Source organism: Neobacillus sp. PS3-12, from assembly GCF_030915385.1.
Classification (GTDB): domain Bacteria; phylum Bacillota; class Bacilli; order Bacillales; family Cytobacillaceae; genus JAEVLT01.
Genome location: NZ_CP133268.1, coordinates 3,866,719 through 3,888,968 on the forward strand (window position 1 = coordinate 3,866,719; position 22,250 = coordinate 3,888,968).

Genomic DNA, 22,250 nt, shown 5'->3' on the forward strand with positions numbered 1-22,250 from the left:
GTTAACCGAATCAATTTCCCATTCATAAACTATCCATAGAATATGGCACAAATGGAGTGGGAATATGGGGATCATTGCAACTGATCAGTGGATGCAGAAGGAGTTTGACCAGCCAAGAAAATTATGTGAACGGTTGACTCCCTATTTTAAGAAGCAAAACGGAAATGAGGTATATCGTGAGTTAATGCTATTTGGAATGTACAAACCTTCAATGGCCAGCTGGGTTGCCTTTAATCAAATGCTTGATGACCAAACATGGTCAAAGATGGATAAAATTTATCATTCATATAAAGCCAAATGGGAAGGCCCCGAAATCCCCGTCTTTTTATTTCCAATTGATCAGAGTGGGGGTTTGTTTAGAAAAGCGGATCGGTCTAAATCAGGGGTATCTTTTACTAATAAGATGTTTTTATTTTTATCATCTGAAGTGGACGAAAAGGAACTAGAAGCCCTTTTCGTTCATGAGTACCACCATGTATGCCGATTAAACCAATTAAAAGGAAATGTACAAGAATATTCACTATTAGATTCCATAATAATAGAAGGTCTGGCTGAATATGCAGTGTTAAAGAATTGCGGAAAAGACTATTTAGCAGATTGGTGTACGATGTACACAGGGAAACAAATAGACCAGATATGGGGAAGATTTTTAAAAGACCATCTTTCTATTAAGAAAAAGGAAAAACTTCATGATGATCTTTTATACGGGAATGGCCGTTTCCCCCATTTGGCAGGATATGCGGCTGGATTTTCAATCGTTCAAGATTATTATCAAAAACATTCCTATTCAACAAAAAAATCATTTTCACTTTCCGCAAGAAAACTGATTAACGAAACAAACTATAAAATGGAATAATATTAGAAAAAGAGCCGTTGGTATCCGCTAATACTAAATGGTTTTAACTATCTGTAAAGGAATAATTTAACTCAACTCTGCCCATACTGATTGACAAATACAAATAGTTTCTTGAAGTGAGGGATTGAGTAATGTTGTATCTTCATGATGTTTGGGTCAATTGGTTTGAAGGGGAAGAAAATGGTTACAATGTTTGCCACTTTCACGAATGGCGGAAAGATGACGGGGTTGAGCTGTTAGACCAAGTACCTCTTTTAAAAATTAGTCCGATTTTATTTCATTATATTGAAAATGATTTGTCAGAATTACCTCAGCAGCTTTTAAATGATGTTTTTCAAAAAGCGTACTTAAGGAAAAATCATGAGCGTGTTCAATTGGAATACTGTTTTGTTGTAACAGATGGAGTTGGAATTTTGGCAATTGATACGATCGGATATTCCATTCCAATTAGGAAAAGCAGGCTCATTCCAAGGCAGGAACAATTAGTCTATGAAATGATTGAAAACCATGAAATATCGGAATACAAATTTAATGAGAAGCAAATGCAAAAAGACTTTCATATCTTATCTCCTGAACCTAGTTTAATGAATGGTTTGACCAGAAAAGAGCGCCAGCTTAAGCAGTTATTGTTTATGGCACTTGATCAATTGCATACGACCAAAAATGAGGCAGAGGTTCGTTATTGGTACACGGAGTGGTGCCCTGAGCGTTATTCAGCAATTCAGGAATTACAATTTGAGGATGCGTGGGATTGTTTATTTAATGAAATTAAGTTTGGCTGGTCTTCTAAGCATGAAAACTTTTGTGAAGACATTATAAAAGGACAGCCGTTTTTCGAAAAATTATGGGAAATGGAACACGGTTCAAAAGTAAATTAACAAAAGCCTGACCGAAAATTAGCGGTCAGGCTTTGACTTTTAACTTTGTCTGTTGATTGGAACGAAAGGCGCTTATCTTCTTTTTCTTCCTAATCCCATTGCATTTTCCATCTTTTTAAGCATTTTGCCAGCTACTCTGTTTGCTTTTGCCGCACCTTCATCGAGAATGTCATCAAGTTCGCTAGAATCTATTAACAGAAAATATTTTTCTTGAATGGGAGCTAAAGCATTTACAACAACGCCAGCTAAATCTGCTTTAAATTCACCATAGCCTTTACCGTGATACATCTCTTCAAGTTCCGGAATGGATTTACCCTCCAAAATGGAGTAGATCGATAATAAATTTGATACGCCTGGTTTTTTATCTCTGTCAAATTTTACAATGCCATCAGAATCGGTAACAGCGCTTTTAATTTTCTTTTCAATTTGTTTCGCATCATCAAGCAGAGAGATATAACCTTTATTGTTTGTATCAGATTTACTCATCTTTTTGGTTGGTTCCTGCAGAGACATCACTCTTGCCCCAACCTTAGGAATCCTTGCTTCAGGGATTGTGAGGATATCATTATATTTTTTGTTAAACCTTTCAGCCAAGTCACGTGTTAATTCCATATGCTGCTTCTGGTCTTCGCCCACAGGCACAACGTTCGCACTGTATAATAAAATATCCGCTGCCATTAATGGCGGGTAGGTCAATAAACTTGCAAGAACAGACTCTTTACCGGCCGATTTATCTTTATATTGGGTCATTCGTTCAAGCTCCCCCATGTAAGCAACACATTGCATCATCCATCCCGCTTGGGCATGTGCAGGAACTTCGGATTGAATAAATAACGTTGCCTTTTCAGGGTCAATACCTACTGCCAGATATAAAGCTGCCAGGCTTTTAATATTTTTTCGAAGCTGTTTTGGGTCTTGCGGGACCGTGATGGCATGCTCATCGACGATGCAGAAAAAGCAGTTGTATTCATCCTGAAGTTCAACGAACTGTTTTAATGCACCGATATAATTTCCAAGCGTCAGCATTCCACTTGGCTGGATTCCAGAAAAAATCGTTTCCATTATATAACCTCCTAAGTCAAATAAAAAACCATCCATCCTTGTTATAGGGACGAATGGTCGTTGCGGTACCACCCTAAATTACTCGCCTTCGAGTCACTCTGTTCCATTATGTAGTAATGATTTAACTAGTTACTATTATAATGAAATGAATATTTGTAATCAAGCATGCTAAACATAATATAAAATCAGGGCAACAACCATACATATAAATAGGAGAAGCCCATGTATGAATAATGCTTTTTGACTGATAGCTACTAGTTTGGATAAAGGGGTGATTTCAGCTAATTTTATGTCCTCGTTGTTCCTTGAGAAAGCCTTTGTGAATCCTTTTGTAACAATATCAAAAAAACCAGCATGAATCACATAGATCAGCAAGGCACTTAAAAGGAATGCAGAAGCAAAGTAAAACGTTATATTGATATAATTCATCAAAGTTACTTTACTATTGTGAAGTAGTGATGTGATAAAGATCGAAAGTTGTATAATAAAAAAAATCCCAATTTTTTTCAAAGGCACTTTCATGGTGAAAACCTCCAATTCCGAGTGTATAAAACGGGATTTGAACAATGAAAATGGTATTTAAAATTATACCATAAAGGTTAAGAATGAAAATGTAAATATTGTTTCTAACATGTAAACTTTTTTTAAAAAACTAATGTACAAAGTTTTTCTAAAAATGTATAATTAGCATTGTAGAATTTTTCAGAAAAATAAAAGGAGGTCTACATAGTTGAAAAAGTCAAAATATTCACTACTTCTAGCATCGGGACTAGCTGCTAGCATGTTCTTAAGCGCTTGTTCGGGTGGATCAAGTACCAATAAAGACACAAGCAAGGACACTAGTAAGAGCACTACTGGGCAACTGGCAGACAAACAAGCTGTCAATGTTTTGGAAACTGCCGAAATTCCAACCATGGACAGTGTTATGAACCAAGACGTTCTTGGAAGCGAAATTCTTTCTCAGGTAACCTCAGGTTTATACCGCTTGGATCAGACAGGTACTAAGGCAATTCCAGATGATGCTGTAGGACAACCTAAATTTAATGCTGATAAGACAGTATTAACTATTAGTTTAAAGAAGAATGTCAAATGGTCTAACGGAGACCCTGTAACTGCAAAGGATTACGTCTATTCATGGCAGCGGGCAATTGATCCTAAAACTGCATCACCATATGGTCCATATATGATGACAGATAAAATCAAAAACGCAACTGCAATCAGTGAAGGTAAAGCACCGGTTTCCACTCTAGGCGTTAAAGCAATTGACGACTATACATTGGAAATCACGTTAGAAAGAGCCCTTCCATATATTGATTCATTATTAACATTTACAGCATTCTATCCGCAAAATCAAAAATATGTAGAATCACAAGGCGCAGACTATGCAAAAGATGCTGCCCACCTGCTTTACAGTGGTCCATTTAAATTGACTAAATGGGACGGCACATCTGCTGACCAATGGACATTAGAAAAGAATGCAGATTACTGGAATGCAAAAAATGTTACATTGCAAACAGCTAATTTTAACGTTGTAAAAGATCCACAAGCAGCTGTGAACGCATATGAAGCAAAACAAGCTGATATCACTGGAAGACTTGCTTCATCCGCGATCATTTCACAATATCAGGGTACAAAAGACTTAGTACAATATCTAGAGCCATCAATGTGGTGGTTAAAGATGAACGAGAATAATCCTGTATTGAAAAATGTCAATATTCGTAAAGCGATTGCTTTAGCAGTAGATAAGAAAGCATATACAAATAACGTTTTATCCAATGGTTCTATCCCTGCTAACTTCATTGTACCGAAGCAATTTGCGTTTAATAACGGCAAAGACTTCCGTGGCGCCGGCGCTAGTGATTATCTGAAAACAGATAAAACAAAAGCGAAAAAGCTTTGGGATCAAGGTTTGAAAGAATTAGGAAAAACATCTGTAACGTTCACTATGGTTGGGCAGGATACTGAAACAGCTAAGAAAGAGGATGCTTTCATTAAAGACCAATTGGAGAAGACTCTTCCTGGCTTAACGGTTAATATTCAAAGTGTACCGTTCAAAATCCGTATTGACCGTGAAGACAAACAAGATTATGATTTATTGCATGCCGGCTGGGGACCAGACTACGCTGACCCAATGACATTCATGGATCTATTCTTAACAGGTGGCGGTCAAAACCACATGAGCTACAGTGATCCAAAATATGATAAGCTGGTTAAAGATGCCCAAACTACTTTGGCAGCTAAATCGGATGAGCGTTGGAAAGCACTTCAACAGGCTGAGAAAATCTTGTTAGAAGATGATGCTGCATTAGCACCACTTTATCAACGTTCTGTGAACCTATTAGTAAATCCAAAAGTAAAAGGTCTGCAACATAATCCTTATTCTGATTATAGTTTCGAATATATCAAGGTCTACAAATAATAGACAATTTTTGTTAAAGTTTACACAAAAAAGTTATTTATAACAAAATAAAGAGAGAGTATATTAAGTTATACTCTCTTTTTACCTGTATCAGAATTGTCGAAAAGTGTCTAACATTTTGTGAATTAGGAGGTGTCGTCATGGTAAAATATATTCTACAACGGTTTGTCTATATGATTATTACATTATTCATAGTTGTATCTGTAACCTTTTTCCTCATGAAGTTAATTCCAGGAACCCCTTTTAACAGCTGGGAAAAACTTTCAGAGACCCAGCGCCACATATTGTTAGTTAAGTATGGATTCGATCAACCTGTTCCTGTTCAATATGCTCACTACATAATGAACATGTTTAAAGGCGATTTGGGTGTCTCCTTCCAGTTTAATAATACCCCGGTAACAGAACTTATTGCGCAACGGCTTGGTCCTTCGGCGATACTTGGCGCTCAGGCGATGATTATCGGTGCTGTGCTTGGGATTCTATTAGGTGTTGTTGCTGCATTAAAACAAAATACTTGGGTTGATTATTTCGCAACATTTATTGCAGTTATTGGAAAATCGGTTCCAAGCTTTGTATTTGCTGGTCTTTTACAATTTTATATTGCTGTTAAATTAGGTTGGCTCCCAGTTATGTTTTGGAATGGACCATCCTATACCATTCTGCCAACCATTGCATTAGCCATGTTCCCGATTTCGATTGCAGCTCGGTTTATGCGGACAGAAATGGTGGAAGTATTGGGGTCAGATTATATTACCCTTGCGAAAGCTAAAGGTGCAAGTTACTGGCAAATTAGTGTCAAACATGCTCTTAGAAATGCTTTAATTCCAGTTATTACTGTTATGGGACCGTTAGCAGTAAGTTTAATGACCGGATCGCTTGTTATTGAAAATATTTTTGGAATACCAGGTATTGGGAATCAATTCGTCCAATCCATCATGGTAAATGACTATCCCGTTATTATGGGAACTTCCATTTTATTTGCGGCATTATTTGTTTTCATAATTTTAGTTGTTGATATCCTTTATGGTATTATCGATCCACGTATTCGTATTCAGGGGGGAAAGGGTAAATGCTTAACAAAGAACAAGTCATCTCGAAGGATATGTTTGCACCCGCCCATATTGATCCATCCAAAAGTGAGGTCATTGCCAAGCCAAGTCTAAACTTTTGGCAGGATTCCTGGCTGCGCGTCCGTAAAAATAAAGGGGCAGTCATCAGCTTAGTTGCTATTGTCCTTTTGCTTATTCTAGCGTTTGTAGGACCATTAATGACACCGTACAAATTTGATTACCAGAATACTGATAATCATGATTTGCCGCCTCGAGTACAAGGCTTGGAGAACATTCATTGGCTTCCGTTTGACGGTACTTTAACGAATAAAGCGGGGATATCATATAACGCCTACGAGATTCGCCATGTAAAACAATATTATTGGTTCGGAACAGATGAATTGGGCCGAGATATTTTTGCCCGTACATGGAAAGGTACCCAAGTTTCACTGTTTATTGCCTTCATGGCTGCATTAGTCGATATGGTAATTGGTGTCGCTTATGGTGCCATATCCGGTTATGTCGGGGGCAAGGTAGACAGTATTATGCAGCGGATTATGGAAATTATTATTGGTATTCCTAACTTAATCGTAGTAGTCTTAATGATTCTCGTATTAAAACCAGGGATTATCCCAATTATTATTGCGATTACGTTAACCAGCTGGACAAGTATGGCCAGGGTAGTTCGGGCTCAAGTTTTAAAATATAAAAATCAAGAATTTGTTTTAGCGGCTAAAACATTGGGAGCAAGTAATGGCTCTATCATTTTTAAACATATGATTCCAAATATGTTTGGGATTATCATTATTAATACGATGTTTTCTATTCCAAACGCTATTTTCTTTGAAGCGTTTTTAAGTTTTATTGGACTTGGGCTGCAAGAACCAAATGCATCATTAGGAACTTTAGTGAATGAAGGATATAAATCAATGCGCGCTTATCCATATCAAATGATTACTCCATCAATTATGATTGCATTGATCATGATATGCTTCAATTTAGTGGCAGATGGATTACGGGACGCCCTTGATCCAAAAATGCGCGATTAGAAGGCAGGTGAATGGCAGTGGAGAAAATTTTACAAGTAAAAGATTTAAATATATCGTTTCATACCTTTGCGGGGGAAGTAAAAGCGATTCGAGGTATCAGCTTTGATTTATTTAAAGGTGAAACATTAGCAATCGTGGGAGAGTCTGGATCAGGTAAATCTGTTACAACCAAGTCGATTATGCGTTTACTTCCTGAACACAATTCAAAAATTAAAAGCGGAGAAATCTTATTTAATAATACAGATCTTACGAAGCTTTCTGATAAACAAATGCAAAAAATTCGTGGACATGATATTTCAATGATTTTCCAAGATCCAATGACATCGTTGAACCCAACGATGAAAATCGGGAATCAAATTATGGAGCCTTTGATCAAACATCAAAAAATGAGCAAGTCTGCGGCTAAAGAGAGAGCAGTAGAGTTACTAAAGCTTGTAGGAATTCCGAAGGCGGAATTACGTGTTGACCAATATCCGCATCAATTCTCCGGAGGAATGAGACAAAGGGTTGTTATTGCTATCGCTTTGGCATGTAATCCCCAGATTTTAATCGCAGATGAACCGACAACTGCATTGGATGTAACAATCCAGGCTCAGATCCTTGAATTAATGAAGGATTTACAAAAGAAAATTGATACATCGATCATTTTTATTACCCATGACCTTGGTGTTGTGGCTAATGTTGCTGATCGGGTTGCGGTTATGTATGGCGGGAAAATTGTTGAAATTGGCACAGCTGACGAAATTTTCTATAATCCAAAGCATCCATATACATGGGGGTTAATCAGCTCCATGCCTGATTTGGAAACAAATGACGAAGAATTATATTCTATTCCAGGTACACCGCCAGACCTTTTAGCACCGCCAAAAGGTGATGCCTTTGCCCCACGGAATCCATATGCAATGAAGATCGACCTGGAGCAGGAGCCTCCATTTTTTAAAGTATCTGAAACGCATTATGCTGCAACATGGCTGTTGCATCCGGATGCACCGAAGGTAGAACCACCTGAAGCGGTTAAGAGAAGACAAAGTCAATTCCCTGGTGGTAAGGAGGGAAAATAGATGGCAGAGAGAAAAAAACTGCTCGAAATTAAAAACTTAAAACAATATTTTAATGAAGGTAAAGCAAATGAAGTAAGAGCGGTTGATAATGTTTCATTTGATATTTACCAGGGCGAAGTAATGGGCCTCGTTGGTGAATCGGGCTGTGGTAAATCCACTACTGGACGAACCATTATTCGATTGTACGATGCGACTGGCGGAGAGGTATTATACGACGGAATAAATGTACATGGCAAGAAATCCAAAAACGAATTAAAAGCATTTAACCGTAAAATGCAAATGATTTTCCAGGACCCATATGCTTCCCTAAATCCAAGACTTAAAATTGCTGATGTCATTGCAGAGGGTATCGATATTCATGGATTAGCCAATTCCAAACAGGAGCGTATGGAAAGGGTGTACAGTCTATTAGAAACGGTTGGTTTGAATAAGGAGCATGCAAATCGCTACCCGCATGAATTTTCCGGAGGTCAGCGGCAGCGGATTGGCATTGCACGTGCCCTTGCTGTTGAACCTGAATTTATCATTGCGGATGAACCGATTTCTGCTCTTGACGTTTCTATTCAGGCACAGGTTGTCAATCTTATGAAACAGCTTCAAAAAGAAAAAGGTTTAACCTATCTTTTTATTGCCCATGATCTTTCGATGGTTAAATATATAAGTGATCGAATTGGAGTTATGTATTTTGGAAAAATGGTTGAGCTTGCTCCTGCGGACGAATTATATAGAAATCCGCTGCATCCTTATACACAATCCCTCTTATCTGCGATTCCATTACCCGATCCAATCTCGGAACGAAGCAGAGTTCGGAAAACATATGATCCAAGTATGCATCAATATGGTGAAAATGAAACAGTATCATTCCGAGAAGTTTCCCAAGGACATTTTGCCCTCTGTTCTGAAAAGGAATTTGATCAATATAAGGCACAGGTTAAATAATAAAAAACGATCTCGCAAGTGTGAGATCGTTTTTTTTAGATATATTCTTTTAATGAATCGAACTTTATTATAAATTAACCTGATGCTTATTTTTGCTTGCCGCCAACACTTTTCCAGCCAGCGATCACTCTATCAGCTTGATCGACAAATTCTGACTTATTCCGACCGCCGAAAATACTTTCTCCTACACCATTTAAAATTGAGCCCATTACTGCAGTAAGTCCAACTGTAAGGACTGTTACAATGGCTAAATCGATTATATACCCAGCCATAATAAAACCTCCCGTTTCTCAATAACAAAGATCGTTAAGCTATATGAGTATTTCTCTTCCTAACTTTATTTTAAAAGAACTTTAAACTGAAAGGAAGAGGTAAATCAAAAATATGCGAAATATATCAATAAATGATGAATGCGTTTTCACCGCAATGATTTTAATTGAGAATATGTTAAGGTAAAATTAAGATAGAATGTTTATTATTCAAATACGGGATCAGAATAGCTTATATTTATCTACCGATATGTTCCTTGTACCGACAAAAATAAAGTTGAATTCTCGTACTATTTTATAAGATATTTTTCTTTCAAGATATTTATGTAAAGTTAATTTGTATATTTTTAGGCGAAATTTCGACTAATTTCGCAAATGTGTATTTTTTTCTTTACAAATAAGTTTGTTTGAATAATATTTTTAAAAGGGATACCTTTTTTCAAAGTAGTGTTGTATAATTATAATATAAATTACTTAATTAAATTTATTTTAATCTAGTGAAAACTTTTAACTTAAACGATGTTCATATATAATTGGAACCCTTAAAATAAAGGAGTGTGGAGACCGATGGTAACATTATACACTTCACCTAGTTGTACATCATGTAGAAAAGCAAAATCCTGGCTCGAAGAACATGAAATTTCATATAAAGAAAGAAATATCTTTTCTGAACCATTATCAATTGCTGAGATTAAGGAAATCTTAAGAATGACTGAAGATGGAACAGATGAAATTATCTCAACTCGTTCAAAAACATTTCAAAAGTTAAACGTGAACTTGGAAAACTTGCCACTTCAGGATCTATATGAATTGATTAAAGCAAATCCTGGTTTGCTCCGCCGCCCAATTATTATTGATGAAAAAAGATTGCAGGTAGGATACAATGAGGATGAGATCCGCCGCTTTTTGCCAAGAAAAGTTCGTACATTCCAGCTTCGCGAAGCACAGCGAATGGTTAATTAAACAGTAAAGGCCTTCTTTTGGAGGCCTTTTTTATATAGGTTTATTTTTTAGTGCTTTCAATTTGTGATATATATCTATTTTTGTTATTATAAAAGGAATCCATTAGTGTCGAGAACTTAATAAATTTTCTTGATATTTTATTTCCCTTATTTCAGGTTTTGTCATAAAATATAAGTACAAGAATACATTCACTTTGCAATTAAAACTTGTTTAAACCTTTCATAAAAGGTAAATGATATCCAGTAACGTCTGCATGGGGGTATTTAGTCCCTTCAATCTGGGAACGGAAGGGAGAATGGTGGATGGATATAGAACGTATTAATGAAAACACTGTTAAGTTTTATATTTCATACATTGATATAGAGGAAAGAGGCTTCGATCGCGAGGAAATATGGTATAATCGCGAAAGAAGTGAAGAGCTTTTTTGGGAAATGATGGAGGAAGTTCATCAAGAGGAAGAGTTTCAAGTAGAGGGTCCACTTTGGATTCAAGTGCAAGCATTAGAAAAAGGCTTAGAAATTTTAGTAACAAGAGCCCAAATTTCTAAGGATGGACAAAAGTTTGAATTGCCTATTCCGACGGACAAGGACTTACCAGTAGATGAAAGAATTGAAGAACTTTTGGACCAGCACCTTAATCCTCGCAATTCTCTCGATGATGATCTGATTGATGAGGAAGAAGTCTTGGAGTTTTTACTTTCCTTCCAGGATTTTGAGGATGTTATCATGTTGTCAAAACGGTCTGACCTTGATGATTTACAAACGAAACTTTTTAGCTTCGAAGGGAAATATTACTTATATGTTGAATTTCCAGAGGATTTCATCGATGAAGACGAAATTGATGATATTTTAAGTATCCTTCTTGAATATGGTAATGAAACACCTATAACCATTCATCGGATTCAGGAATATGGAAAAGAACTGATTTCTGAGAATGTTTTTTCAGAGTTAAGAAAGCACTTTAACTAGTCTTAAAACCGATTTCTTTATTGAAATCGGTTTTTTTTACCATTATCTTAAAGATATAGAATGACAGGCAGGTGAGTAATTCTGAAAAACACAGTCAGGGTAGTATTATTTTTAGTGTTAGTGAGTTTCCTCATATTTGCATTTAAAGATGATTTGCAGGGAGGAATCTTTAGTTTCTTAAGTTTATTGATTACTTTATCAGTTATTTTTATCGGTTTCGTTATTTTCCTTGAAAATCGCCATCCAACTCAGACATTAACATGGCTAGTTGTTTTAGGAAGTTTTCCTTTGGTTGGCTTTATTTTTTATCTTTTGTTTGGACGTAGTTATCGGAAGGAACGGATGTTTAGAAAGAAATATTTCCTGGACAAACAGGCATTTTTAACGGTTGAGGGTGAGAATGATCCAAGAAGTGAGGAAAAAGCGGTACAGTTTGCCGTTCATCAACGGAGATTATTTCAGCTGGCGCAAAAGCTTGGGAATAGCCCCGTCTCATTTGATACCGCAACAACAACTTTAACAAATGGCGAAGAAACATTTACACATATTATCGAAGAATTGAAAAAGGCAAAGCATCATATACATCTCGAATATTACATAATCCGCCATGATCAGATTGGCAGGAAAATAAAGGATATCTTAATTGATAAAGCCAAACAGGGGGTTAAGATTCGCTTCTTGTTTGATGCAGTAGGCTCGTGGAAGCTTTCTAAAAAGTATATTGCTGAGCTGCGAAATGCAGGGATTGAGACGGTACCATTTGGTCCGGTAAGATTGCCATTTTTAAATAGTAAGTTTAATTTCCGTAACCATCGAAAGATCATTGTCATTGATGGAAATGTGGGATTTGTTGGCGGCTTAAACATTGGGGATGAGTATTTAGGAAGAGACAAGCATTACGGATTTTGGCGCGATACTCATTTAATGTTAAAAGGAGAAGCGGTTCGAACACTCCAGCTGATATTTTTGCAGGATTGGTATTATATGACTAATTATAGCTTTTTAACTGCTGAATATTTATCACCTCAGCCAAGTGATAATAGCCATGGCGGTGTTCAGCTAATAGCTGGAGGGCCAGATAATGAGTGGAGTGTGATCAAAAATATTTTCTTTTCGATGGTTACTTCAGCAAAAAAGTCTGTTTGGATTGCTTCCCCTTATTTTATTCCTGATGAGGATATTTTTTCAGCGATTAAAATAGCTGCACTTAGTGGTATCGATGTCCGCATATTAGTTCCCAATCGTCCTGATAAACGAATCGTCTTTCATGCTTCACGTTCATATTTTCCTGAACTTCTTGAAGCAGGTGTGAAGGTTTACGAGTATCAAAGAGGCTTTATGCATAGCAAAATTGTGATTGTTGATGATGAACTGGCATCGATTGGCACTTCCAATATGGATATGCGCAGCTTTCACTTGAATTTTGAAGTGAATGCTTTCCTTTACCGAACAAAAAGCACGCAAAAATTAGTTGCCGAGTACCTAAATGATATTGAGTTCTCAAAACCATTAAATCTGGAGGAGTTCAAAAAACGGAATTTTGGTATTCGTCTGCTTGAATCAACTGCCAGATTGTTATCACCGCTTCTATAGTTTAAAAGAGCTGGTTCGAAAATTTAGAACCGCTCTTTTTTATTTTTAAAAGGATAATCACTGACGTGAAACGAATTTATAGGAATAGGTGGTGATGTGAATGTTAGTGGCAAAAACAAAAAATGGAACAATGTTTTGCCTTGGTGAGTCGTTCCAAAAAGAAACACTGATCATGCTTCGGAAACGTGAGGAATTTTTTTGCCCAGTGTGTGGTGAGAAAGTCATTCTTAAATTGGGAGATCGGAAAATATTTCACTTTTCCCATTTGAAGGCTGGTAACTGTCGTGACTTTTATGAAAATGAAACAGAGTATCACTTAGAAGGCAAGCTTAAGCTCTACCAATGGCTAAGGAAGCAGGAAATTCCAGCTATCCTCGAGTTTTATGACCGCGAAATTCAACAGCGGCCAGATATACTTTTTCAATATAATCATCAAAAATATGCCTTGGAATTTCAATGTTCAACTATTTCCGAAGAAATTTTTAAACAAAGAACAGAAAATTACCTTACCCATGGTTATAAGCCTCTTTGGGTCCTTGGGGGTAAACAGCTAAAAGAGAAATATTCGGGTTTGTCAGGTATAACAGGTTTTCAATATTTATTTTTAAGGCAGGCGGGCGATGGCAAGCTTTATATCCCCAGCTATTCTCCTGATCGGAATACCCTTCGAATCCTCTATTCCATTTTCCCGTACTCAACAAAAAATGCCCTGCTTCGAAAAGGTACATTCTCGTTAGATAAAACTAAACTGCCAGCGCTGATTGATCCCCAAATGGGGACAATGGTGAATATGGGACACTGGAAAAAATCCATTGAAAACTATAAATTGAGCTGGTCTATATACCCTAGTGATCAACAAAAGAAATTTTTTCTTGAAATTTATAACCATCATCTTAACCTCTTTTTACTTCCTGCTGAAATTGGTCTCCCGATTCCCCATGGATTATTCATTCAAACGCCTCCGTTTATTTGGCAGACTTATTATTATATCGATTTGCTGCAAAATAAGCGTCCGGGCGATATATTTAGTATTCAGCAAATGGAAATGAGTTTTAATAAGAGATTAGCGAGAAAACAAATTGTACTCAGATCCTTTCCCCAAATCGAAAACATGAAACCCCTATTAGCTTTTTTTGAATATAGCTGCCTCTTGGTGAGACTTGGCGTGTTGGGAAGAAAAACCCCCCATATGTTTCAAGTACAGAAGCCCATAATTATTCCGCAAACCAATCGTGAAAAAGAGGAACGAATGCGAGCGTTTTTTAGACAAAATCCTCAAATCCTAAAAAAAGAATAAATGAAAAAAAGCGAATGGGAATAATAGAAGGGATATATTATCCCTTTTAAAGGGGAACAATGAACAAATGGAGAATATATAGGAATATGTTTTTTTCCTTTTTGAATATTTGAAAAGGAGCAGATTTTTTCTATGAATGGAGGATGTATATGGCTAATGAGGCAGCAGTAAAGTCACTTCCAGTCAGAAGTGAAATACCCGTAGAGGAAACGTGGAGATTAGAGGATATTTTTCCAAGTGACCAAGAATGGGAAAAGGAATTTCAAGATGTCAAAAACATGATCCCAGAAGTAAAGAAATTCGAAGGGAAACTTGGTGAGAGCGCTGATACTCTCTATCAAGCTCTTGATGAGCAAAATCAACTGCTTGAGAGAATTGGGAAACTTTATGCTTATTCACATATGAGATACGATCAAGACACAACGAATTCATTTTATCAAGGGCTCGATGACAGGATGAAGAGCCTGTATTCACAAGCTGCCAGTCAGTTAGCCTATATTGTACCTGAAATCCTTTCCATTGATGAAGGGAAAATAAATGAATTTTTAAAGCAAAAATCAGAGCTACAATTATATAAACATGCCCTTGAAGAACTTAATTTACAACGGCCGCATGTTCTTTCCGCTGAAATGGAAGCCTTATTAGCAGAAGCAGGGGAAATAATGAATGCTTCTAGCAATACTTTTGGCATGTTAAATAACGCTGATTTGCAGTTCCCGACGATTAAAGATGAAAATGGGAATGACGTCGAGGTTACCCATGGAAGATATAGTCGTTTCCTTGAAAGTGCAGACCAGAGCATTCGTCATGATGCGTTTAAAGCTGTATATGATACTTATGGGAAATTCCGCAATACATTTGCAAGTACGATAAGCGGGAATGTAAAGAAAGACAACTTTAATGCAAGAGTGAGAAAGTATAGCTCAGCAAGACAAGCAGCACTTGCCGGAAACAATATTCCTGAAAGTGTTTATGATAACCTTGTTAAAACCGTCAATGAAAATCTTCCATTATTGCAACGCTATATTAAGCTGCGCAAAAAAGTTTTGGGCCTGAAAGAGCTTCATATGTATGATTTATATACACCGCTTGTTAAAGATGTAAAAATGGAGATTAAATACGACGAAGCAAAAGAAATCGTGTTAAAAGGACTTGCCCCATTAGGTGAACAATACCAGCAGATTTTAAAAGAAGGGTTTGAAAACCGCTGGGTTGATATTCATGAAAATAAAGGAAAGCGCAGTGGTGCCTATTCATCTGGAGCATATGGAACAAATCCATATATTCTTTTAAACTGGCAGGACAATGTGAATAATCTGTTTACATTAGCCCATGAATTAGGACATTCCGTTCATAGCTATTTCACTCGGAAAACGCAGCCATACCCATATGGAGATTATTCGATCTTCGTTGCGGAGGTTGCTTCCACCTGTAATGAAGCATTATTAAATGATTATTTGTTAAAAACGATTGATGATGAGCAAAAGCGGATTTATTTGTTAAATCATTATTTAGAAGGTTTTAGGGGGACTGTGTTCCGCCAAACGATGTTTGCGGAGTATGAGCATTTGATTCATCAAAAAGCTCAAAATAATGAAGCCCTAACGGCAGATCTTTTAACAAATGAATATTATGCTCTGAACAAAAAGTATTTTGGTGAAGAAGATATTGTGATTGATGAAGAAATCGGCTTAGAATGGGCAAGAATTCCTCACTTTTATTACAATTATTATGTGTATCAGTATGCGACTGGTTTTAGTGCAGCAACAGCATTAAGCAAACAAATTTTAGAAGAAGGCGAGCCAGCCGTAAATCGCTATATTAAGGAATTCTTAAGTGCTGGAAGTTCTGACTACCCGATCGAAGTACTGAAAAAAGCTGGAGTTGATATGAACAGCTCCGAACCAATCAGCAACGCCTGCAAAGTATTTGAAGAAAAACTAAACGAAATGGAACAACTGTTATCATAAAAAGAGAGGCAGACTGCTCGATTGCAGTCTGCCTTTTAAAAACCTTTAAACTTGTTTCGGTAATTGATCATCATAAAAAACAGAAAGAATGAACCAAACAAAAGCGGGATGCTTAGAATCAATGGGAAAGTATCCATTAAGGCAAGCAAATGAAGAAAGAAAGAACATACAATAAGAAGTAACATAGCTAATATTTTAAATTTACTCATGAGTACCTTTCACCTTCTTCAATATTGGTTTCTTCTTCTATCATATAGTTAGTAAAGATTTTTTATGAATTTTGAAAGAACACCCGTGATTTCAATCATGGGATTAATTTCGAATGTATGTTCCTGTTTTGGTAGATTTCACACCTTTGGTTAAGGTATAATTATTACTAAAGGAGGTGAAAAGAATGTATAGGACGTATCAAATTAGGATAAAAAATGGGCATCGGCTATACGCATATTGTGATGAGATTTGTTTCAAAGCCAAGAATTTGTATAACACAACAAATTTCTTTATTAGACAAATTTTGACAGCATTTAATTCAGAAAATATTCATCCATTGCAAAAAGAAATTGTAGATTTAATCGATTTACATTTGCCTAGAATGAACCAAATAAAAATGGAATATATAGCGAAAAGAAGGGAAAAAGAACTCAAAAAACCCCTAGAAAGACAAAAAGAAATAAAAGATGCAACTTTGTTTGCTAAGCCAAGCAAAAAGAAAAATCTAATTACCTACGGATTTTTGGACGCCCTTTTTAAAACAAGCAAACAAAACGACTATATGGAATTACCAGGACAAGTAAACCAACAAGTCATGAGAGTTGTCTTCCAGAATTGGAAATCTTTTTTCAGTAGTTTAAAAGATTACAAAAAGAATTCTATCAAATACAAAGGAAAACCTAATCTGCCAAAATATGTACCTAAAAACGGACGAAAAGAATGCACATTTTCTAATCAAGTATGTGTGATAAAAGATGATAAATACTTAAAATTCCCTTTAACTAAAGAACGTCTAAATATCGGGAAATTAGGAGTAACGGGAAAACTGCAACAGGTCCGCATCATTCCAAATTACGGCGAATACACGGTTGAATTGGTAATGGATGTTAAGCAATCTGAAGAGAATCACCATTTAAATTCTGATTATGTAATGGGTATTGACTTAGGTGTCAACTGTCTTGCAACCATGGTAGATAATACGGGTCTTCGACCTGTCATTATTAAGGGCAAAACAGTAAAAAGCATTAATCAATATTACAATAAAAGACGCTCCTTTTTGGTGAGTGCTCTACGGAGCGGGAAATCCTCTAAAGAAGGAACACATACTAGTAAACGATTAAACTGCTTGGATAGAATTCGCTTTTCAAAAGTAAAGGATTACTTTCATAAGACTAGCTTTCATATTGTGAAAACGGCCTTTGAACGTAAGGTAAGCAAAATCATCATTGGAAAAAATAAAGACTGGAAAGAAAACGTAGAGATGAGGAAAAGCGATAAGCAAAATTTTAAATTTCTTCCGTATTCTCTATTGATAAAAATGGTTACGTATAAAGCCGAAAGGTTAGGAATTGAAGTAATTGAACAAGAGGAAAGTTACACTTCCCAAGCAAGTCTAATCGATATGGATCTTTTACCAACTTTCAATCAGGGAGAAAAGATTAAAAAGAATTTTAGCGGCAAACGAATTACAAGAGGACAATATCTAACAAAAGAAAAAACGATACTCCACGCAGACGTTAACGCTGGAGGAAATATCGTTCGAAAAGTAGTTCCTGATGCATTTGCAAAAGGGATAGAGGGCATCGTGTCCTGCCCACTAATGTTAAGCATCAAATAGATGATACATTAGAAACCCGTCACTTCAGTGATGGGAAGTTCATGAATTTGACAATATTGTGAAATAAAACACATGCTTATTGAAACGGTATTGATCCCATGGTATATTTAGTACGTGAAGTTGATCACAACAAACATATACCCCTTTGTTTGACCGTGAAAAATTTCTCCCATCCCCTTTGTTCGTATTTTATAGACGAAAAAGACCCCAAGCACCGTTTGCTGGGGTCTTTTTTACGTATAGGAAACTAACGGCCGATAGCCGTTCTCTTATTCCTCAATATATCTCCAAAATTTACCGTTCCTTGCTGGTATTTGTTCGACTTTCTGCTTTAACAAGAGCTTTTTCATCTCCCGATCAACCTGTGCGATCGTCATATTATAGACAATCGCAATATCATTGGAAGCTACCATCCTAAAAAATTTCATGAAAGCTTCCAATGGCGGTGGAGATGATTGGTGCGGCTTCTCTGAAAGCATTTCCTCGAGAATTTGGACATAAATCTCATAAGGGTATACACCAGCAATTTTTATTCCTTCTTCTTCAGCATTTTCATTAAAGAATACAAGAGTCGGAATTTCCTGTACTTCCATTTCAGAAGTTATTTTTAGATCACATTGGAAAGCCTTCGCCGCACTTTTGGAATGAATGTCTGAAATAAATTCCTCAACATCAAGCCCAGCCTTTTTAGCACATTCCTTTAACACTTCAAAATTAGTAATGTCCTGCCTTTCTAAAAGAAGTACTTCATGAAAAAGACGGATAAAACGATTACCTGCTTTCCGTCCTTGTAATTCTGCCGCCTTGATCGCAATCGATGCAATAAAGGGAGAGTGTGCAGGATTTCCGATCCTTAGGTTCCGATCACAGAACAATCCTGATTGGGAAATCGTTTTCTCGAAAGGCTCAGCACATTTTCTTTTTTTCCTAATATTTAAATCTGTTAATTTTCCGCTAAGTACATATTTAAGAGAAAAATATTGTCCATATTCAATTTGCAGTTTTTTTAAGATTGGCTCAAGCTCCCAGCACTCTGCACATACAGGGTCAATAAAAAGGTAGATTTCGATCGGCTTTTTATCGCTGCCAAAGCAATGATGGACAGAAAACAAATGATCTTGATTTTTCACAGATTTTCACCTTGTAAGCCTTCGTCGTCTGGAGTATTAATCATATGCTGTGCGGTTAGAAATAACCGTGAATAAAATTCATCTCTGATGGGGCCTTTAAGGCCAACCTTGTCCATTGCCTGCCGCATACAGGATAGCCATGCATTTGCCCGTTTTGGTGTAACCGGAAATGGCAGATGGCGCGCTCGAAGCATTGGGTGACCATGTTCTTCAGAATAAAGGGCAGGACCGCCTAAATATTGTGTGAGAAATTGCTTTTGTTTTCTTGCAGTTTCAGTTAAATCGTTTGGAAATATAGGAGAAAGATCAGGATGTTGTCCAACCAAGCCGTAAAATGTTTCAATAAGACGGTGTAATGTTTTCTCACCGATGGCATCAAATGGTGTGGTATTTTTCTCGATCATGTTGATTACTCCTTTTTCATGAGTCTGTATGTTTATTTTAACAACGCCCTTTTTATATCTCAAATAAATAGCCCTGTAAATTGGCATTTTGTAATATATTGTCCTAATGGATGCAAAAAACCCCTTGTATTTTACACAAGGGGAATGGTTGATTTTCATGTATAATATAAATCGCTGACTTTTCGAACATAATTTGCGGTCTCATCAAAAGGAGGAATTCCACCGTACTTATCAACGTTAGCGGGGCCGGCATTGTAGGCGGCGAGTGCCAAATCTATTTTTCCATCGTATTTATCAAGCAACTGTTTTATGTACTTACTGCCAGCAAGGATATTTTGTTCAGGGTCGAAGACATCACTAACCCCGAGAGATTTAGCGGTTCCAGGCATTAACTGCATTAAACCGGCAGCACCAGTTTTGCTTACAGCATTGGTATTAAAGCTTGATTCTTGCTGAATAACAGCTTTTATTAATTTTGCGGGTACACTATACTGTTGTGCAGCTTGATTAATGATTTGATCGATATTATTTGATGCTTTTAATAATGAAAGTGGCGGCATTGATGTTAATGGTATCGAATTTACTTCTGTTGATGAAGTACTAGTTAATGGCTCAGATAATGCTGAAGTCTCGTCGTCTGTCAGGATCTCATTAAGGATATCTTGAAACGTGGAACTTTCACTTGCTGTAGAGTTACTAGTGCTAAAATTTTGGACAGCTTTTAATTCCATCGTCGCTTTTAGTTTATCGATGTTCATACCAGGATTCCCCTATCATTTTTCTTTTAATTTTTGGAGATAAAATCGTTTTATTTTATTATCTGTTTTTCGCTGTGGAATGTTATGCTGCTCAAGAAACTCGATGAAAATTTGCTCGCCTTGATGATAATTTTCTACTTCGTATTCTAACTCAAAATCTTCTTTATTTAAATAGTAGCTATGATCAAAGACCAACAAACCATCTCTATACTTTATTTCAGCTCTTTTAGTTACCAGGGACCCGAAATATTCTATTTCAGAAAAAAAAATCTTCATTTTTGAGACCAATTCTTTTATCGTTCCATCTGGAAGTTTGCCAGTATGAATCGCAAGTGTAGCTTCCTCTTGTGATAAGTTTTGATTGGTTTCAAGAAGTCCGTCTTGATAGGGTTGCTTTAGCGTCATTTCAAATTTGCCTCCTTTTTGGCGGATTCGTAACGCAGAACTGTTTTCTTTTAAATGAAAGGAGGGGGTATCAAAATAATGATTTTCCTGAGAAATGATTTGTTCATCACCAATATGGAAATAGTCGATCAGCATTTGATATTCATCTTTTGTTAACATATTTTTAAATTCAATTTCGAGGTTTTGTGACAAATAACTTCATTCCTTTAGGTTAATTTCGATTAGTATCCCCTTAATTATAATGAATTCTTGGGAGAATTGAGTGAATTATGTTAAAATAAAAAAGGAAATTTTGGAGGAGAACACATGAATAAATTAATGAAAATACAACAAGCAATCATAGAAACGAATCGAGTAAATTTACTTACCAATGAACCTATTACTGGTCTAATTCCAAGAGAACATATTCTTGTGGATTCAGACAATTTTTCCTTTATTTATTTAATGGAAGAAAATGACCAATATGTTTATATTGTTTTAGATGAATCTATCTGGTCAACTTTAAAAGAATCTATTGAAAAGAAGTTACCTGCCTATTTAATTTCAGATAAAGACCAAATCGAATTAACTTCATTCCAAGACGAAATTGAATATATCATTAACAATATTAAGGGGAATGGAAATTACGGAGAAGAAATGGTGGAAAAAGTCGAAAAGACATTTTAACTAGCTTAAGGATTGTGGTGTAAATGATCTATTGGGAAAAGTTCTTAGCTCCCTATAAACAAGCGGTGGGAGAACTAAAAGTAAAATTAAAAGGTATGCGGGGCCAATTTGAATTGGATTCATCCCATTCACCAATTGAATTTGTGACTGGAAGAGTAAAGCCTATTGCCAGTATTCTCGATAAAGCGAACCAAAAAGGGATTCCTTTGGATCGATTAGAATCGGAAATGCAAGATATTGCTGGGCTTAGGATGATGTGTCAGTTTGTGGACGATATACGTTCCGTTGTAAATTTACTAAGAAATCGAAATGATTTCGAGATCGTGGAAGAAAGAGACTATATTTCACATGAAAAAATAAGTGGTTATCGATCTTATCATGTTGTGATCCGTTATCCTGTACAAACGATCCATGGTGAGAAAAAGATTTTAGTAGAAATTCAAATACGAACATTAGCAATGAATTTTTGGGCCACAATTGAACATTCATTGAACTATAAATATAGAGGGGCATTTCCAGAGGACATCAAAATGAGATTGCAGCGTGCAGCAGAGGCTGCATTCAGATTAGATGAGGAAATGTCGCTAATCCGTGGGGAAATCCAAGAGGCACAAGCCTTTTTCACACAAAAAAAAGAATTGAAAACAGATGATAAAAGTTAGTGATGAAAAAGTAAATTGTAAAGA

General features: G+C 36.3%; 23 protein-coding genes. 15 read left to right on the forward strand and 8 right to left on the reverse strand.

The window, feature by feature from the left end:
- Positions 1 to 64: 64 nt before the first annotated feature.
- Positions 65 to 856, forward strand: coding sequence for a DUF2268 domain-containing putative Zn-dependent protease (locus tag RCG17_RS19625; RefSeq protein ID WP_308171771.1), 792 nt, complete (start codon positions 65 to 67; stop codon positions 854 to 856).
- A 131-nt stretch (positions 857 to 987) separates the two neighbouring features.
- Positions 988 to 1,734, forward strand: a complete 747-nt coding sequence (locus tag RCG17_RS19630) for a YjbA family protein (RefSeq protein WP_308171772.1) — start codon at positions 988 to 990, stop codon at positions 1,732 to 1,734.
- 72 nt (positions 1,735 to 1,806) lie between these two features.
- Here the strand turns inward: RCG17_RS19630 and trpS are convergent, their stop codons facing one another.
- Positions 1,807 to 2,796, reverse strand: coding sequence for a tryptophan--tRNA ligase (gene trpS / locus RCG17_RS19635; RefSeq protein ID WP_308171773.1), 990 nt, complete (start codon positions 2,794 to 2,796; stop codon positions 1,807 to 1,809).
- Positions 2,797 to 2,964: 168 nt separating this feature from the next.
- Positions 2,965 to 3,318: a DUF3899 domain-containing protein gene (locus tag RCG17_RS19640; protein ID WP_308171774.1), complete on the reverse strand. Its 354-nt coding sequence runs from the start codon at positions 3,316 to 3,318 to the stop codon at positions 2,965 to 2,967.
- A gap of 208 nt (positions 3,319 to 3,526) precedes the next feature.
- Between RCG17_RS19640 and RCG17_RS19645 the strand changes: the two genes are divergently transcribed.
- The 5 genes from RCG17_RS19645 to RCG17_RS19665 all read left to right on the forward strand — a co-directional run bounded on the left by RCG17_RS19645 (position 3,527) and on the right by RCG17_RS19665 (position 9,313).
- Complete coding sequence (locus RCG17_RS19645) at positions 3,527 to 5,215, forward strand: peptide ABC transporter substrate-binding protein (RefSeq protein WP_308171775.1); 1,689 nt, start codon at positions 3,527 to 3,529, stop codon at positions 5,213 to 5,215.
- A 140-nt stretch (positions 5,216 to 5,355) separates the two neighbouring features.
- On the forward strand, positions 5,356 to 6,378 hold the full coding sequence (gene opp3b, locus RCG17_RS19650; RefSeq protein WP_308171776.1) for an oligopeptide ABC transporter permease: 1,023 nt from the start codon (positions 5,356 to 5,358) through the stop codon (positions 6,376 to 6,378).
- The gene (opp3C, locus tag RCG17_RS19655) at positions 6,285 to 7,313 is read left to right on the forward strand and encodes an oligopeptide ABC transporter permease (protein ID WP_308171777.1); all 1,029 of its coding nucleotides are present in this window, start codon (positions 6,285 to 6,287) and stop codon (positions 7,311 to 7,313) included. Before opp3b ends, opp3C begins: the two co-directional genes overlap by 94 nt.
- A gap of 17 nt (positions 7,314 to 7,330) precedes the next feature.
- Positions 7,331 to 8,374: an ABC transporter ATP-binding protein gene (locus RCG17_RS19660; protein ID WP_308175890.1), complete on the forward strand. Its 1,044-nt coding sequence runs from the start codon at positions 7,331 to 7,333 to the stop codon at positions 8,372 to 8,374.
- Entirely contained in the window at positions 8,375 to 9,313 is a 939-nt protein-coding gene (locus RCG17_RS19665; protein ID WP_308171778.1) for an ABC transporter ATP-binding protein, read from the forward strand.
- 86 nt (positions 9,314 to 9,399) lie between these two features.
- Here the strand turns inward: RCG17_RS19665 and RCG17_RS19670 are convergent, their stop codons facing one another.
- The gene (locus RCG17_RS19670) at positions 9,400 to 9,585 is read right to left on the reverse strand and encodes a hypothetical protein (protein WP_308171779.1); all 186 of its coding nucleotides are present in this window, start codon (positions 9,583 to 9,585) and stop codon (positions 9,400 to 9,402) included.
- A 564-nt stretch (positions 9,586 to 10,149) separates the two neighbouring features.
- Here RCG17_RS19670 and spxA point away from each other — a divergent pair.
- The 5 genes from spxA (at position 10,150) to pepF (ending at position 16,373) form a co-directional block, all read left to right on the forward strand.
- Positions 10,150 to 10,545 carry a transcriptional regulator SpxA gene (gene spxA, locus RCG17_RS19675; RefSeq protein WP_308171780.1) on the forward strand — a complete coding sequence of 132 codons (396 nt, stop codon included), beginning with the start codon at positions 10,150 to 10,152 and terminating at the stop codon, positions 10,543 to 10,545.
- A gap of 302 nt (positions 10,546 to 10,847) precedes the next feature.
- On the forward strand, positions 10,848 to 11,513 hold the full coding sequence (mecA, locus tag RCG17_RS19680; protein ID WP_308171781.1) for an adaptor protein MecA: 666 nt from the start codon (positions 10,848 to 10,850) through the stop codon (positions 11,511 to 11,513).
- 120 nt (positions 11,514 to 11,633) lie between these two features.
- Positions 11,634 to 13,106 carry a cardiolipin synthase gene (cls, locus tag RCG17_RS19685; RefSeq protein WP_374120973.1) on the forward strand — a complete coding sequence of 491 codons (1,473 nt, stop codon included), beginning with the start codon at positions 11,634 to 11,636 and terminating at the stop codon, positions 13,104 to 13,106.
- A 100-nt stretch (positions 13,107 to 13,206) separates the two neighbouring features.
- A complete protein-coding gene (locus tag RCG17_RS19690) occupies positions 13,207 to 14,403 on the forward strand; it encodes a competence protein CoiA (RefSeq protein ID WP_308171782.1) in 1,197 nt (398 codons plus the stop codon).
- Between the two features lie 149 nt (positions 14,404 to 14,552).
- Positions 14,553 to 16,373, forward strand: a complete 1,821-nt coding sequence (gene pepF / locus RCG17_RS19695; protein ID WP_308171783.1) for an oligoendopeptidase F — start codon at positions 14,553 to 14,555, stop codon at positions 16,371 to 16,373.
- Positions 16,374 to 16,408: 35 nt separating this feature from the next.
- On the opposite strand, the gene RCG17_RS19700 is transcribed toward pepF, so the two are convergent.
- Positions 16,409 to 16,582, reverse strand: coding sequence for a hypothetical protein (locus RCG17_RS19700; protein ID WP_308171784.1), 174 nt, complete (start codon positions 16,580 to 16,582; stop codon positions 16,409 to 16,411).
- Between the two features lie 185 nt (positions 16,583 to 16,767).
- On the opposite strand from RCG17_RS19700, the gene RCG17_RS19705 reads away from it, so the two are divergent.
- Entirely contained in the window at positions 16,768 to 18,201 is a 1,434-nt protein-coding gene (locus tag RCG17_RS19705; protein ID WP_308171785.1) for an RNA-guided endonuclease InsQ/TnpB family protein, read from the forward strand.
- A gap of 269 nt (positions 18,202 to 18,470) precedes the next feature.
- Here the strand turns inward: RCG17_RS19705 and RCG17_RS19710 are convergent, their stop codons facing one another.
- From RCG17_RS19710 to RCG17_RS19725, 4 genes are all read right to left on the reverse strand, one after another.
- Positions 18,471 to 19,331, reverse strand: a complete 861-nt coding sequence (locus RCG17_RS19710) for a ClpXP adapter SpxH family protein (protein WP_308171786.1) — start codon at positions 19,329 to 19,331, stop codon at positions 18,471 to 18,473.
- The gene (locus RCG17_RS19715) at positions 19,328 to 19,735 is read right to left on the reverse strand and encodes a globin domain-containing protein (protein ID WP_308171787.1); all 408 of its coding nucleotides are present in this window, start codon (positions 19,733 to 19,735) and stop codon (positions 19,328 to 19,330) included. Before RCG17_RS19715 ends, RCG17_RS19710 begins: the two co-directional genes overlap by 4 nt.
- A gap of 155 nt (positions 19,736 to 19,890) precedes the next feature.
- Positions 19,891 to 20,493 carry a lytic transglycosylase domain-containing protein gene (locus RCG17_RS19720; RefSeq protein WP_308171788.1) on the reverse strand — a complete coding sequence of 201 codons (603 nt, stop codon included), beginning with the start codon at positions 20,491 to 20,493 and terminating at the stop codon, positions 19,891 to 19,893.
- Between the two features lie 15 nt (positions 20,494 to 20,508).
- Complete coding sequence (locus tag RCG17_RS19725; RefSeq protein WP_308171789.1) at positions 20,509 to 21,090, reverse strand: CYTH domain-containing protein; 582 nt, start codon at positions 21,088 to 21,090, stop codon at positions 20,509 to 20,511.
- 114 nt (positions 21,091 to 21,204) lie between these two features.
- On the opposite strand from RCG17_RS19725, the gene RCG17_RS19730 reads away from it, so the two are divergent.
- Together RCG17_RS19730 and RCG17_RS19735 are read left to right on the forward strand one after the other, a co-directional pair.
- Positions 21,205 to 21,564 (forward strand): UPF0738 family protein, encoded by a 360-nt coding sequence (locus RCG17_RS19730; protein WP_308171790.1) that lies wholly within the window; start codon positions 21,205 to 21,207, stop codon positions 21,562 to 21,564.
- A 23-nt stretch (positions 21,565 to 21,587) separates the two neighbouring features.
- Positions 21,588 to 22,226, forward strand: coding sequence for a GTP diphosphokinase (locus RCG17_RS19735; RefSeq protein WP_308171791.1), 639 nt, complete (start codon positions 21,588 to 21,590; stop codon positions 22,224 to 22,226).
- The last annotated feature ends 24 nt before the right edge of the window (positions 22,227 to 22,250 follow it).

Excerpts from the sequence above, each read along its gene's own strand:
- RCG17_RS19625 (WP_308171771.1), top strand. The coding sequence starts at position 65 with ATGGGGATCATTGCAACTGATCAGTGGATGCAGAAGGAGTTTGACCAG.
- RCG17_RS19705 (WP_308171785.1), top strand. The coding sequence starts at position 16,768 with ATGTATAGGACGTATCAAATTAGGATAAAAAATGGGCATCGGCTATAC.
- opp3C (WP_308171777.1), top strand. The coding sequence starts at position 6,285 with ATGCTTAACAAAGAACAAGTCATCTCGAAGGATATGTTTGCACCCGCC.
- RCG17_RS19720 (WP_308171788.1), bottom strand. The coding sequence starts at position 20,493 with ATGAACATCGATAAACTAAAAGCGACGATGGAATTAAAAGCTGTCCAA.
- RCG17_RS19700 (WP_308171784.1), bottom strand. The coding sequence starts at position 16,582 with ATGAGTAAATTTAAAATATTAGCTATGTTACTTCTTATTGTATGTTCT.
- RCG17_RS19665 (WP_308171778.1), top strand. The coding sequence starts at position 8,375 with ATGGCAGAGAGAAAAAAACTGCTCGAAATTAAAAACTTAAAACAATAT.
- spxA (WP_308171780.1), top strand. The coding sequence starts at position 10,150 with ATGGTAACATTATACACTTCACCTAGTTGTACATCATGTAGAAAAGCA.
- RCG17_RS19670 (WP_308171779.1), bottom strand. The coding sequence starts at position 9,585 with ATGGCTGGGTATATAATCGATTTAGCCATTGTAACAGTCCTTACAGTT.
- pepF (WP_308171783.1), top strand. The coding sequence starts at position 14,553 with ATGGCTAATGAGGCAGCAGTAAAGTCACTTCCAGTCAGAAGTGAAATA.
- mecA (WP_308171781.1), top strand. The coding sequence starts at position 10,848 with ATGGATATAGAACGTATTAATGAAAACACTGTTAAGTTTTATATTTCA.
- RCG17_RS19715 (WP_308171787.1), bottom strand. The coding sequence starts at position 19,735 with ATGATCGAGAAAAATACCACACCATTTGATGCCATCGGTGAGAAAACA.
- RCG17_RS19735 (WP_308171791.1), top strand. The coding sequence starts at position 21,588 with ATGATCTATTGGGAAAAGTTCTTAGCTCCCTATAAACAAGCGGTGGGA.
- RCG17_RS19630 (WP_308171772.1), top strand. The coding sequence starts at position 988 with ATGTTGTATCTTCATGATGTTTGGGTCAATTGGTTTGAAGGGGAAGAA.
- opp3b (WP_308171776.1), top strand. The coding sequence starts at position 5,356 with ATGGTAAAATATATTCTACAACGGTTTGTCTATATGATTATTACATTA.
- RCG17_RS19640 (WP_308171774.1), bottom strand. The coding sequence starts at position 3,318 with ATGAAAGTGCCTTTGAAAAAAATTGGGATTTTTTTTATTATACAACTT.
- trpS (WP_308171773.1), bottom strand. The coding sequence starts at position 2,796 with ATGGAAACGATTTTTTCTGGAATCCAGCCAAGTGGAATGCTGACGCTT.
- RCG17_RS19730 (WP_308171790.1), top strand. The coding sequence starts at position 21,205 with ATGAATAAATTAATGAAAATACAACAAGCAATCATAGAAACGAATCGA.
- RCG17_RS19690 (WP_308171782.1), top strand. The coding sequence starts at position 13,207 with ATGTTAGTGGCAAAAACAAAAAATGGAACAATGTTTTGCCTTGGTGAG.